This is a genomic window from Microcoleus sp. POL10_C6, from assembly GCF_036701585.1.
Lineage (GTDB): Bacteria > Cyanobacteriota > Cyanobacteriia > Cyanobacteriales > Microcoleaceae > Microcoleus.
This window is the reverse complement of record NZ_JAUBRB010000099.1, coordinates 1-12,651: the sequence shown is the minus strand read 5'-3', so window position 1 is coordinate 12,651 and position 12,651 is coordinate 1. Positions and strand designations below refer to the sequence as shown.

General features: G+C 45.9%; 11 protein-coding genes and 1 riboswitch. Of the genes, 3 read left to right on the top strand and 8 right to left on the bottom strand.

Translation table 11 applies throughout. The features are described from left to right. Positions 1 to 53 precede the first annotated feature (53 nt). The 5 genes from QUA34_RS29115 to QUA34_RS29095 all read right to left on the bottom strand — a co-directional run bounded on the left by QUA34_RS29115 (position 54) and on the right by QUA34_RS29095 (position 5,926). Positions 54 to 2,252 (bottom strand): SPFH domain-containing protein, encoded by a 2,199-nt coding sequence (locus QUA34_RS29115; RefSeq protein WP_333390900.1) that lies wholly within the window; start codon positions 2,250 to 2,252, stop codon positions 54 to 56. Positions 2,253 to 2,652: 400 nt separating this feature from the next. Further along, positions 2,653 to 3,711, bottom strand: coding sequence for a DUF2207 domain-containing protein (locus QUA34_RS29110; RefSeq protein ID WP_333390899.1), 1,059 nt, complete (start codon positions 3,709 to 3,711; stop codon positions 2,653 to 2,655). A 362-nt stretch (positions 3,712 to 4,073) separates the two neighbouring features. Then, entirely contained in the window at positions 4,074 to 4,874 is an 801-nt protein-coding gene (cbiQ, locus tag QUA34_RS29105; RefSeq protein ID WP_333330284.1) for a cobalt ECF transporter T component CbiQ, read from the bottom strand. Continuing rightward, complete coding sequence (locus QUA34_RS29100; protein ID WP_333390896.1) at positions 4,871 to 5,203, bottom strand: energy-coupling factor ABC transporter substrate-binding protein; 333 nt, start codon at positions 5,201 to 5,203, stop codon at positions 4,871 to 4,873. Before QUA34_RS29100 ends, cbiQ begins: the two co-directional genes overlap by 4 nt. A 6-nt stretch (positions 5,204 to 5,209) precedes the next feature. Further along, a complete protein-coding gene (locus QUA34_RS29095; RefSeq protein WP_333390903.1) occupies positions 5,210 to 5,926 on the bottom strand; it encodes an energy-coupling factor ABC transporter permease in 717 nt (238 codons plus the stop codon). A 61-nt stretch (positions 5,927 to 5,987) separates the two neighbouring features. Beyond that, a riboswitch (cobalamin riboswitch) is annotated at positions 5,988 to 6,134 on the bottom strand. 174 nt (positions 6,135 to 6,308) lie between these two features. Here QUA34_RS29095 and QUA34_RS29090 point away from each other — a divergent pair. Both QUA34_RS29090 and QUA34_RS29085 read left to right on the top strand, forming a co-directional pair. Then, the gene (locus tag QUA34_RS29090; RefSeq protein ID WP_333390893.1) at positions 6,309 to 7,007 is read left to right on the top strand and encodes a Uma2 family endonuclease; all 699 of its coding nucleotides are present in this window, start codon (positions 6,309 to 6,311) and stop codon (positions 7,005 to 7,007) included. Positions 7,008 to 7,255: 248 nt separating this feature from the next. Then, positions 7,256 to 8,830 (top strand): FAD-dependent oxidoreductase, encoded by a 1,575-nt coding sequence (locus QUA34_RS29085; protein ID WP_333390890.1) that lies wholly within the window; start codon positions 7,256 to 7,258, stop codon positions 8,828 to 8,830. Between the two features lie 166 nt (positions 8,831 to 8,996). Here QUA34_RS29085 and QUA34_RS29080 read toward each other — a convergent pair whose 3' ends face one another. After that, positions 8,997 to 11,129, bottom strand: a complete 2,133-nt coding sequence (locus tag QUA34_RS29080; RefSeq protein ID WP_333390887.1) for a pentapeptide repeat-containing protein — start codon at positions 11,127 to 11,129, stop codon at positions 8,997 to 8,999. Positions 11,130 to 11,144: 15 nt separating this feature from the next. Continuing rightward, positions 11,145 to 11,471, bottom strand: coding sequence for a hypothetical protein (locus tag QUA34_RS29075; RefSeq protein WP_333390886.1), 327 nt, complete (start codon positions 11,469 to 11,471; stop codon positions 11,145 to 11,147). Positions 11,472 to 11,568: 97 nt separating this feature from the next. Between QUA34_RS29075 and QUA34_RS29070 the strand changes: the two genes are divergently transcribed. Then, a complete protein-coding gene (locus tag QUA34_RS29070; protein ID WP_333085546.1) occupies positions 11,569 to 12,018 on the top strand; it encodes a hypothetical protein in 450 nt (149 codons plus the stop codon). Between the two features lie 103 nt (positions 12,019 to 12,121). On the opposite strand, the gene QUA34_RS29065 is transcribed toward QUA34_RS29070, so the two are convergent. Beyond that, a complete protein-coding gene (locus QUA34_RS29065; RefSeq protein ID WP_333390883.1) occupies positions 12,122 to 12,568 on the bottom strand; it encodes a Uma2 family endonuclease in 447 nt (148 codons plus the stop codon). Positions 12,569 to 12,651: the final 83 nt, after the last annotated feature.

The following is a 12,651-nucleotide window of genomic DNA, read 5'->3' as shown; positions in this document are numbered from 1 at the left end:
GAGATTGCACTCACTTTTTTCACTTCTCTATTTTATTGCGATCGCATTCCTCTTTAAAAACTGTCCGGAGTATTGCTATCGAACAATTCACCAAATGCCGAATCAATATCATCCTCAGCAACATCCTCAGACTTAGCAACTGAATGAGTAGGAGACTCCGGCGACAATTCAGCAATTATCACAGCAATATCAGTCTTAGCAACAACCTCAGACTTAGCAAGTGAATCAGTAGGAGATCCCGACGATTTTGGCGACTTCACCGAATGCACATTTGCTACTGGTGATTCTGCCACAGTTTCCACAACAATAGACTTAGATTTTTTGACATTAATTACAGGTGAATGTGCTCCATTTTCTCCATTTTTACTGGTTTCATTCCGCAGCAACATTGCCATCAAACCGTCCAGCAAACCCCCACTACCGCCGTTACCATTCACTGTGACATCGGGAACAACGCGAACGCTACCATCCGAAACCGCTTGCATCAGTTGCAACAGGGTGTAACTCTGCGTACCCAAAGCGTTGACACCAACTTGATAAGCATCCGCTTTTGCTTGTCCCATGAGGCGAATCCCTTCTGCTTCACCACTAGCGTGTTCGATCGCAGCAGTTGCACTCAGTTGGGCAATTTTCACCCCTTGTTCTGCCGCCACCACCTGATTTTGAATGTTTGCGATCGCAGTTGCACGCACCAATTCTTGACGTTGCGACTCTGAAATGCGCTGCACTTCGTAAGTTTTTTCTTGTTCCTGAGCAATTTTGCGATCGGTCAATGTTTGCATTAACTCTCCTGGCGGCGAAATCAAACCGATCAGCGTGTCAACAGCCTGCACATCATAGGCCCGCAGGGCTTGACGAACGTGTTCTGCAGCCTCTGCTTGGCGTTCGCTGCGCGCGATTAGAAAATCGAGTATTGTATATTCTTGAGAAGAATTGCGAAAATAATTGCCCACAATTGGACGCAGCACTTGGTCGATTAGATTTTGCATCGAACCTTGGCGCGAAATGACTCTCGGTGCATCCAAAGTACCGACATGAATGATCTGAAAAACTTCTAACTCAAAGGTGAATCCGTCAAAAGAAAGCAATTTCAAAGCACTTAAGTTGGAGTCGTAGCCGTGTTCTCCGCTGAACCGCGATGTGAAGTTTAAAACAACATCCGTAGTGGGAACAAGTTCTACTTTCATCACTTTTGTATTGATGGGATGTTTGCCTGGGTAAAGCGGTTCTACCCACACACCTTTATCGCCTTTATTGACAAGATTGCCGTGGGTAAAAGCGGCGCCACTTACATCTTGGTGCGATTTTCCCACATAGGAAATTACTACCCCTACATAGCCGATCGGCACTTCCGTCATTTTTACCTGTTCTACTTGCACAAACCAGGGATTGAGGTTCCAAGAACCAGATAAAATTACCTGTTCTTGCAAGCCCCTGCGCCCGCCACCTTTGATGAAAGATTGCGCTTTTTGGAAATTGTCGTGACCGGGAATTATCGGTCCGGCAATTTCACCTTCATCAATCGGAATCCCGTCTAGCACGTTCGCAATTCCCACGCGATCGGGAGCAAGTTTGTATAGTTGAAATTCCGACGGCTGCATACCCTTTGCAGTGGCATTGGCAGAAGTAATTACCTCAAATACTGCAGTATTAATCCGATAAGTACCAGTGGTGATGATGGCTAGTTGCCGTCCTTTTTCTCCACCGTCAGTGAGAAACTTTCGAGCATTTTGAAAATTGTCGCAATCGACGACTTTGCCTAAAATGCGATCGGGAGGAATGGTGGCTCCGTCATTGGCAATAATTAAACCGATTTCATCTTGAGGAACGACAACAACTGGTTCTTTGCGAATGCTATATTGCCAGGGAAAATAACCAAAATGCCAGCCAGGAGGAAGGGTATCTGCTTGCAAACCTCCTTCGCCATCGAGAGCAATCAATCTACTGGATGGCAAATTTTTGCGGGAAAATTTCTTGACAACAATTCCCACTTCTCGTTCGCCGATCGCAATTAATCCCAAAGTCCAGCCAATCTTCGGTATAAAGATGAAAATTAGGAAAATTGCTCCTACGGGATAGATCCAAATCGGAATGCTCAATCCTTCTGCTTGGGCTGGTTGAACTTCCTGGGCTTGGGGTGGCGGATTGCTTTGAGCGGAAGTTGGTGGGGCAAAAGCGCCTGCTGCTGCGATCGCGGTTGCGAAAGATACTGTTAATGGTAAAAGTTTGCGAAGCCAACGTGATTTAGTCATAGTTTTTAACCTGTTTTAAGCTCAAATGTACTGAAAAGTTGTTAACTACAATCAGTATTGAATAAATTTCTGTTGAAGTCAATTCATTAAAGTCATTAATTGTATTCATAAAAGTCATATTTGGAATATGATTGTGCATGAAATGCGATCGGTTCATCTCAAAATGAGTGACTAAAATTTCCATCCAATATTTAAAAGCGATCGTACAATCTGTAAAAAAGTACGATCGCCCTTATGCAAATCCTGCGCGCTAAACTAACGAGAATACGAAAATTATCAACAATAGTCCTGGACGCGCGGGTGCTCAGAAACCGGGTTTTTTTCGACAATACTTCGTTACAACCCACAGATTAAGTAAAAACCCGGTTTCTTTGGCTATGATGCGTAAGTCCAGTTGATATTAACCACCACCACCGCCACCACCACCGCCACCACCGCCACCACCGCCACCGCCACCACCGCCACCACCGCCACCGCCACCGCCACCGCCACCGCTCATGCTTGGCATTACTTCTTTATACTTGTGATAGTAAGAGCAGTGTTGACAGTTGCAGGTAACTTCCTGCTCTCCTGCACTGGTATATGTAGGACTCAACAAAACGTTATAAGTCCGTTTGAGATTGAGCGTTTTGCACTGAGGGCAGCGTCGATTATTGATTGCATTGGTGATAATTATTAATACAATCACTACAATGAGTGCAGATACCCAAATCAGGATAAAAGACATTACAAAAGGCTCAGAGTCCACAAAGACTTGTTCTTCCGAAGAAGATTGAGATTGATTGCCAGTTTGTTGCCAGCGAGGTTGAGGTACATTAAGAATTTGCTGGGGAAATGCAATCTGCACTTCTAATTCTTGCTGGGGTTGAACAGGCTGACTTGCCACAAATTCAAATGTTTTAGCATCTAGTTTGCGAGGAATGGCTGGCGTACCAAAATTCCTAAAAAACAGAACTTTACCTGACAAAGCTTCTGGTAATTTTACTCTAACTTTTGCGGCATTAATTGGGGCTTGGCGACCTGATGAAATGGCTTTCCAATAAACTTGAGTATCCTGACCATCTAGCTGCAATCCACCTACTACCCGATATTTGATAACAAAAGTATGTGATTCTGGCGCTTTTAATTGATGTTGCCAGCGAATCCAAAGTTGATTGTTTTCAATCCCGGTCGTACTGGCGATTTTTTGATTATTTTCGGCAACTGTCACATCTTTGATTTCATCGACTTTGCCTAAAGGAATATAGCGATATCGTTCGGTGTTGTAGTCACCGGTGAACACATATTTTTGCGTTTCAGTGACTAACATATCTCCGTTGGTCTGAACGTCGATTAGGACATTAATATTCTCCCAGTAGAAGGGTAGTTGTTGGGCGGCTACCTGAGTTAGTGTGACTATAAATATGGTCAATAAGGTGGTGAATAAATAAAGTATTTTTTGTAAATGCCGTTTGTTCATAATATAATTCCTACCTAACCGCTATTGATTACAATCATTCAATAGATTTCTTGTAAGGTCAATTCATAAAATTCATTACTTTAGTTCATAAAAGTCATACCTTTAGTCCGGCAGGGCTTGAAACCGTACCCCCAAATAGTAACGGAGGACGCGGCAGTGCGGTTTCCCTACCCCAAAATAATCGATCGCTCCCCTCGGATATAATCATCACCCGATTAATTGTCGGAGGACACGGCAGTGCCGTTTCCCTACCTCAAAATCATTGCTCATCCCCGCGAAAGATGTAACCATCGCCCGATTAATTGTAGGGAAACGGCACTGCCGTGTCCTAACTGGGGGTGATCTCAATATTCCTAATAAATTTAGCGTTGAAATACCGCGCTTAACAAAGTTAAAATTGTGCAGCCAAACAAAGCTTCAAATGTATATCTTCGCGAAGGTTTGTAAGGGTAAGAATTCCAAACGCGCAGTTTTCCATTAAAGCCGCGCGACGCTAAACTCAACGAAACTTGACGGTAGTTTTCCAAAGTTCGCTGAAGCAATTGCCCGATTAAAATGCTTAAACTCTGCATTCCCCGCTTCCAAGTGCGGTAGCCACAACGCGAGTTTTGGGCTATCCAAAGTTCATCGGCGATCGCCAATAAGCTAAAAATAAACCGATACATTAGTAATAGCAGTTCTGTGACCAACTCTGGACAGCGTAATTGTCTGAGAATCTGCAAGATTTCGGTAAATGGAACCGTCAAGAGAATGAAATACATACAGCTTGTCGATGCGAAGGCGCGGGCAAATAACAAGCTCACTTGGTATATTCCCGTGCGACTCACATACAGATAAAAAGTGCCGATGCTAATGCCCCAACCTTGCCAAATATCCCACCCAATTGCAGGGATACGATCGCCCGCAACCGCACCCAGCGCCAAAGCAGGCAAACTTGTCAGCAAAAACATCAACGGTAGCGACAGCAACCGCAAATACAGTTTCCCCGGAATACCCGCATAGACGACGATCCAGACAGCCAACCAAAGGCCGATCGACAATTGGACTATCGCCCCAGAAACTAGAGACAGAATTAAAAGGGCGATCGCAAATGATAACTTGTGAGATGGCGGCAACCCCCGCAAGCGATTTGTATAAGCGAGACTATCAATCTGATGGTTCATTCCGACGATTTATTATCAGACTGCTGCCGAGATTGCGATCGGCCTTTATACAACCCAATGACGTACCCAACTACGCCAGCCCCGATCGCCGCTTGAGACGCAAACAATAAACTTGAAATTTCTCCGCTAGCCGGCTCAAACAAGTGATTGAACCAAGGTTTATAACCCGGTTGAATTTCAGTAATTGCTTTCTTAGCTTGGTCATCGGCACCGCCATATTCACCCCGCACAAAAACGAGAGGAAACGCTGCAAGAACAATCACAGCGCCAGCCAACAGCCAATTTTGCCGCGAAGTAGATTGGTGATTTTTTGTAGTTTTTTGACTCACGGCGCCTCACTCCTGTCTCAATAATTTCAAAGTTTCTAACTCCGGCTTCCCGTAAGAATGCAGCCAGTTCCAGACCAATAGAGTCAGCAATCCCTCACTGATAGCCAGGGGTACTTGAGTGATAGCAAAGATGCCAGCAAACTTGAGAAACGAAGCCATAAAACCGCCACTAGCTGCCGGGAAAGCTAATGCTAATTGAATCGAAGTCGTCACATAAGTCAGCAAATCTGCCAAAGCCGCAGCACAAAAAAATGCCGCCCGCTGGCTGCCAGTTCGCAACAGCAATTGATAGATAAAATACGCAGCGAAAGGGCCGACAATCGCCATCGAAAACATATTCGCTCCCAGCGTTGTCAAGCCACCATGCGCTAACAGTAACGTTTGAAAAAGCAGAACTAAAGCCCCCAGTACCGCCATCACCGAAGGGCCGAACAAAATTGCACCCAAACCCGTACCCGTCGGGTGAGAACAACTGCCCGTTACCGAGGGAATTTTTAAAGCAGAAAGCACAAAAGTAAACGCACCCGCCAAAGCAAGCAATAGTTTAAGTTCCGGGTGTTCTTTTGTAATGCGAGTAATCGATCGCAAACCTACTGCAAAAAAAGGCAACGCCACCATCCACCAAAACGCAGCCCATTGCACCGGCAAAAAACCTTCCGAAATGTGCATAGCTGCGGCGGGCGTTGCCGAGCCCAGGACAATATAACAACTCAAGCCAGCCATCAATCCCAAGCTGACCAATTTCCGATTTCTGGTCTTCACGCTGAACCTCGCAGATGAGACTATGTAAATTAACACATCGGCGGGCATCCTGACTCAGAAAGCGACATGACTCTCATTACAGTTGCGGGACAGCGCCGGACTTGCACCGAACTTTCCCCGTTTCCTCTAACGGCTGCTCCCCATTAGAACCGACTGGTTAGACATAGTTTAGTCGATCGTGTAAGTCTCAGCAAATATTTTACAAAAATTCATTCAGATTAACTCAGTCAAAATTACCTATCATATTCTCTTCTTTTCCTTTGCGTCTTCGCGGTTCGTTCAATAAATACTATCGCTCAACAAATCAACGGTATAATATTAGTGAGTTTTGAGGAAAGCCGCAATGTTACAGTACAACTTGCCGAGGAACTTGCCCTCCGCCGATGAACTACCAGACTCGGATGAAACGCCTGTGGATAACGAACTGCAAGAGCTAATACCAGGGTTGTTAAAAGCAATATTGCTCATAGTTTGGTCAGAACGCATGGACTGGTTTTTTGGCATAGATATGGGTATTTATCATCACCCTGACGAACCGCCCATTGTCCCAGATGCTTTCTTAAGTTTAGGAGTAGAAAGATTTTACGACGAAGAATTGCGTCCCAGTTACGTGCTGTGGGATGAAAATGTTCTGCCTACTTTTGTGCTAGAAGTAGTTTCTCCAACTTATCGCAAGGAATACAGCACAAAGTTGGAGGAATATCAAGCTTTAGGCGTACTTTATTACGTCATTTATTCTTCCCGCCGCCGTCGTAAACCCCGTTTAGAAGTACACAAGTTAGTCAATGGAAAGTATGAATTACAGCCAGGAAATCCAGTTTGGATGCCAGAAATTGGTTTGGGGATTGGTTGTGAAAGGGGAAGTTATTCTGGGGTGACAAGGGAGTGGTTGTATTGGTATGATGCCGATGGAAAACGTTATCTGACTCCTGAAGAACAGGTGAAAGAATCCACGCAGCGCGCCCAACAGGAAGCCCAGCGCGCCGATCGACTAGCTCAGCGATTGCGGGAGTTGGGGATAGATCCTGATAATCTGGGCTGATGGCAATCAAGAGTACCAGACTGACCGACTCTAGACGCTCAGAAACCGGGTTTTTCAACCGAGATCGATCGTCCTCAACAGAGGATTTTCTGGAAAAAACCCGGTTGCTGCGTCCAGAAATGTGTGAATATTTATCGCAAAAATCAGGAAAGATCGAGCTAGATTTGGGAAAAACAGAGAGTTGGACGGCAAACATTGAGATCCAGCTCGAAAACATGAAAATTAGGAGAGGTTGTTAAATAATGGTCATGAATCTGCGTTCTTACGATATCATCTGTTTTGGTGATGAAGTTCCAGGAGTTCTAGCTGTTATCTCGGCCTCCAGAGAATATCTTCGCCGCACAAAGCGTTATCCGCGAATTCTACTGATGTCGAAAGCAAGCTTGCAAGAAGGAATTGGCGGGCATTTGGTACGAGGTGGCCTTGCTTATTTAGATAGAAGTCAGATTAGTGAAGAACTTCAACAATCTTTAAAGTTAGATACCTTTGGTTCACCGGCGACAATCTATAAAGAATTTTTACAAAAATCCGGCGTTAAGGCAATTGCACTTGACCCCCGCAAAGCCAGTGCAGCGCTGAAAGAAATGCTGGTACAAGCTGGGGCAGATCTCCTCAGCAAAGTAGAAATTAAATCAGTTACTAAAGAAGGCCAAAAAATTGCCAGTATAACCACCTCTCAAGGTTTAGTTTATGCCGGCAAGCAATTTATTGATGCCACTGTCAATGCCGAATTAGCTCAAGCTGCCGGTGTGAGAAAGCTGAAGGGATTTGAAACATTTGGTCTGCCTAATTCAGAACTTCCAGTCACCCTCGTTTTTGAAACCCAAGGACTCAGTGCAAGAGCACTGAAAGAATTCGATTACATTTATCTAAAACGCTTTACCAACCGGGCCGATGCAGAGAGTCAAAAATTTTTGCTGTACGCTGCCGACAAGGATGCCCAACTAGCAGAACAACTCCGGCGGGAAATGACCGACACTAAAGGCAATCTCAAAACTCTGTGGGCGGGTAACGATTACATCGATGTTCGCTCGCCAGCTCTATCTGTAGCTTACCACTCCTTTAGAGGAAGAAAACTATCTTTTCCTGAAACCGGCATAATTCTAGATGAGGGAAATATAGCCATACTTCCAAATGATAGACTTTCGTGGAATGCGCTGTTATTTGCAGTCACCGCCAGCGAAGCAGAAGCCTTAGCTAGAAGCGGGAGCAAACCCACGGCTAATATGCAAAAAGAGATGTTATTTATTACAACTTGGCTGAGGAGTTTGGGGGCTACTTCTATTACTTATTCCTCAGAACTTTATATCAGACACGCTGGCAATGTGACGGGAGTTGTAGAACCTTTAACTGGCGCACAAATGCTGTTAGGTGGCGTACCTGCTAATGAAGCCCTGGCAACATTTAGCTATCATTTTGATGTACGGGGGGGCATCCCGGGTATTCGCGATAAAGCAACTCATCTAGGATGGTTTAAAAGTCTGAGTTTTAAACACCCTATCTTTAATGTTGGCATCCGCCACGCATTAATTAAAAACGTTCCTAACCTGGCAGTGGTCAGTCCGTGTTCTGGATTTGAAGGATTTGCCTGTTCTGTCGGCAGAATTGTGGAATTCAACGCCGCAGTTGGTCAAGGTGTGGGTATCGCTGCGGTTAATGCCATTCTAAATAACAAAAATCTAGCCGATGTATCTAACCGAGAAGTGAGACAAGTTCTCGCTGAAACAGGTCAGTTACCTAAAATTTTTGGAACTCCAAATAATGGTGAGGCAATGCTATTGGCGCAATTCGAGACTCTTGCCAGTTCCGATGCTATTGCGTAATATAAATTCCGGTTGCAGTCCTCATGATTGTTGACTGTTGACTAAGCTGTTGTGGCATTTAAATTGTATGTCAAAAAATAATCAAACTTTTTTGGGGTGTCCCACCCGCCCTGAATATACAATTTAAATGCTCAACTGTATTAGCCTACTCGTTAACAACCAATCCTTACTTTTTCTGCGGGCACTTCGGATGAATCCCCCCCTGCAAACAAATGTAAGCAATTTGACTTTTATCTAAATTTTTAGCCTCCGCAAAATCAACTCCTAGGAATCGACCGGATTTACTACCAGTCGGATTTTGAATAAATTGATCCGAAGCTGCCTTCCCCAGAAACACAGCGCCTTTAAAATCGGCTCTCGCTAAATTCGCGCCCCTAAAATCAACCGAACTCACCTCCGCATTCCGAAAATTCGCATCTTGCAACTGAGCATCTTTTAAATTCACGTTGGCGAGTTTAGTCGAAGTCAAATCGGCCTTTTGTAAGTTGGCGCCGCTCAAATCAGCACCGGACAAATCAGCACCTTGCCATTCCGATTTAGACAAATTTGTCAAGGACAACTGAGCGCCTTGAGCCTTCACTTTGGCCAAACGCGCGCCTGACAAATCCGCTCGCGACAAATTCGCGCTTCCTATATCTGCCCCGGTAAAACTTGCATTTTTTAACAGTGCTTCCTGTAAATTTGCTCCAATTAAAATAGCACTGCTGAAATTAGCTGAATTCAAATTGCCGTTTGACAAATTAGCTTTGTTCATGACAGCACGCACAAAAGTAGTGCGGTTCATTACAGCACTGTTCAAAGACGCCCCGACCAAATTTACTCCTTCCAAATTAGCGCCGCTCAAGTCAGAAATCCAATCGTCAAATGTACCCGGACGCCTGTCTTCGCCGGTGCCGTAAAAGCGAGATCCCTGCAAGCTGGCATTGGTTAAATTGGCATTTCTCAACTTAATTCCCGACAAGTCAACTTTGTTTAAAACTAAAGTAAACTGAGACGGGCCGGCAGGACTTTGAGCTAAATCCGTGCGGCTGAGATCCGCGCCGTTGAGCTGGCTGCTATACACTGTGAGAATTTTGCCGATCGCCCTTTGTACTGTTCGCAGGCGGGCGGCCGCTAACTCGCGTTCCGGGGCCTTGCCACCAAAGCGCAGGGAATCGAGGTCGTTGCTGAGGGCCTGATTCAACCGCTGCAAGTCAGGCAAAGCTTTCGGCCCGCTACTGACTAAAGCTTGCTGGATCGCGTCCAACATGGCGCGGTTGTCTTCTTGAGCGAGCAAATCCGCTAGCAGCGGTACGGCGCGGGAGTCTTCCACGGCCCCCAAAGCCAAAATAGCCGATCGTCTGCCCGATGCCCCGCTAGCCGATGTGGGAGACAATTTGCTAACTAAAGCTACAAATAATTCGTCGTTCCGCTGCCGGGAATCCCGCATATTTGCTTGACTTTGAGTGTAGATGAGAGTGCCGACAAACAAAGTTAAAATCAATCCCGCGCTGCCGACGGTAACTATCACTAAAGTTGTGCCTGGGTGTTGGCGCATCCAATTCCACAAACTGGCATTTGCTTTCAGGCCGCTTTGTGGAGTCACAACCAAAGCCGCAATCTGCGCGTCTTCCTCAGTCCAATCTGGACTCTTGACAGGAGTGTCAGACAGTTGATGCGATCGAGCGTTGACGACCAAAGTATTCGCGAGGCGATCGTGTCCGGATTGGCGTTTGTAGCGCAATGCAAAAGCGCCGTCTGCGAGCACTGCCAAGCCGCTCAACCCCCCTAAAATCAGCAAATCAGGAAACGCACCGCTCAAGCGCCAAATGCCGTAAGCGACGCCCAGAGGCACTCCCCAGCGCCCCAAACTTTCGCGAATTAGCACTGGCCCAAAACCCGGAGGAGTACCCGACGCTGTGACAACTTTGACCCCGAACCAGCGTTTGGGGATAGTTTGACCGGTTCTGGCGAGCAAAAACAGTTGCCACCCCGCTAAAACTGCCGGTGCCAGCAGCGCCCCTGACCAGAATAGATTAGTTAGGGGTGCGACTCTAGGGCTGCGATCGCGCACGGGTATGCCCAAGGTACGGGCGACGGTTTCGGATGCTGCTGCTACAGAGGAATTGAGCGGCACGGTTTCAGTTTCCTTGTTGACCAATGCCCCGATACTGAAGGGAACGAGGGCGCTGGCCGCTATTAACGAAATTTCCACTGCCCAAGCGCCGCACCTGCGAACCAGCAGTGGCATTTGCTTGGATTGTGTTTGCCAAGACGGATCGGGTTGATTGATGCCGCTGGGCGCGGTGGGGTTAGCCATATTTAGAAATTCCTATTATTTGTCGTTAGTATTTGAGGACTGGGGGGAAATTGCCAATTTATACGCTATGTAGATTAGCACTCCGAGAACGGCAAGAGTCATCAGCGCTGAAATTAGCTGTACGACGCTATTGAAGACTGTCAGGACAATTATCGCTCCGACGGCAAAGGCTGCCACCTGCCCCGGTTTGGGGAGTCTTTGAAACTTGTCCAGTAATTGATTGTAGAAGGTTCCGACGGCTTGATAGCTGTCTGGATTTTGTGTGATGAGTGGCGATCGTTCTACTTTAGCTTTTAGTTCTCCGAACGCTTGCTGCCAATTGAAATTATTTTGAGGATTCATAAAAAAATTCCGAAGTTATTTTAGATTAATGGGTTTGGAACCGCCATTATCCCCTACCGTCAAAGAACTAGAACCAAATGCCATTGTGTGAGGAAACATGAAGATCCATTATCTGGGCGATCGCGGCAAACTGTGGTTTAGCTCGATCGTGACCCTAGCCTTGGCAATGATTTTAGCGGATGCGGGTGCTGTTCGGAGCCAACCGCTACAAATTGCTCCCGGATTTCCCGAACCGCTGGGAGTTTCTGGAGTTTCCGGCGGCCCGAACAATAGTGGCGACTGCGGTTTTGTCTCTCAAGGGCCGAACCACGTCATTGAAGTAACGCAGGATTTGCCTTACTGGCGGATTGCAGTACAAACCGCTGGAGCTCCGAGTTTGATGATTCAGGGGCCGAGGGGGCGTTTCTGCGTCCTGCCGGCGAATGCTGCTGCGGGGAATGTAGAATTTTCCGGTTATGGGGACAAGGGGACTTATGTTATTTTTGTGGGCGATCGAGCTCAAGGTCAACACCCTTACTCTCTCTCTATTTCCCAAAAGCGAAATTAAAAATACAACGGAATTAAGAGGCTTGCTGTCATAAACTTGGCTTTTTGGCTATCGTAAATAAGCCGGATTTCTGACAGCCAGTGCGGGGAATAGGGATTTCATATCACTTTTGTATTTGGTCTTTAACCCACTTCCGAAACAATCTGAGAGTTTGACTCGTGCCCACTGTTTGGCTTTGTTCGCAATATTGAGAAATAGCTTCAATAATTGGCAGATTGGGAAAAATCTGACTAATTTCCGATTCAACATATTTCCCATCTTGAAGCACATTAATCAGAAGCTTCTTATTTTCATAGCGCCATATTTCCGGTACTCCCAGAGCTTCGTAAGCATCGAGTTGAGTTTTGGAAGTTAGATCGACTTCAATTGCTAAGTCAGGCGGCGGATCGACAGTTAAGTCTATCCGCTTTTTGCCAATCATTAGAGCGTAATTCTGAATGTAAAAGCAGTTGTCAGGTTCAATTCCTTGTAACATACTTTTTCGCTTAAAAGTCGTCGAACCAAAACATTCTCGATCAATTTCAAGTTCTTCGAGTAATATTTTCACCATATCGCCAATCAATACTCCGGACAGTTTTTAAAGAGGAATGCGATCGCAATAAAATAGAGAAGTGAAAAAAGTGAGTGCAATCT

Coding starts and splice junctions, on each gene's coding strand:
- QUA34_RS29095 (WP_333390903.1), bottom strand. CDS start 5,926: ATGGCTGGCTTGAGTTGTTATATTGTCCTGGGCTCGGCAACGCCCGCC.
- cbiQ (WP_333330284.1), bottom strand. CDS start 4,874: ATGAACCATCAGATTGATAGTCTCGCTTATACAAATCGCTTGCGGGGG.
- QUA34_RS29075 (WP_333390886.1), bottom strand. CDS start 11,471: ATGAATCCTCAAAATAATTTCAATTGGCAGCAAGCGTTCGGAGAACTA.
- QUA34_RS29110 (WP_333390899.1), bottom strand. CDS start 3,711: ATGAACAAACGGCATTTACAAAAAATACTTTATTTATTCACCACCTTA.
- QUA34_RS29115 (WP_333390900.1), bottom strand. CDS start 2,252: ATGACTAAATCACGTTGGCTTCGCAAACTTTTACCATTAACAGTATCT.
- QUA34_RS29065 (WP_333390883.1), bottom strand. CDS start 12,568: ATGGTGAAAATATTACTCGAAGAACTTGAAATTGATCGAGAATGTTTT.
- QUA34_RS29085 (WP_333390890.1), top strand. CDS start 7,256: ATGAATCTGCGTTCTTACGATATCATCTGTTTTGGTGATGAAGTTCCA.
- QUA34_RS29070 (WP_333085546.1), top strand. CDS start 11,569: ATGAAGATCCATTATCTGGGCGATCGCGGCAAACTGTGGTTTAGCTCG.
- QUA34_RS29090 (WP_333390893.1), top strand. CDS start 6,309: ATGTTACAGTACAACTTGCCGAGGAACTTGCCCTCCGCCGATGAACTA.
- QUA34_RS29080 (WP_333390887.1), bottom strand. CDS start 11,129: ATGGCTAACCCCACCGCGCCCAGCGGCATCAATCAACCCGATCCGTCT.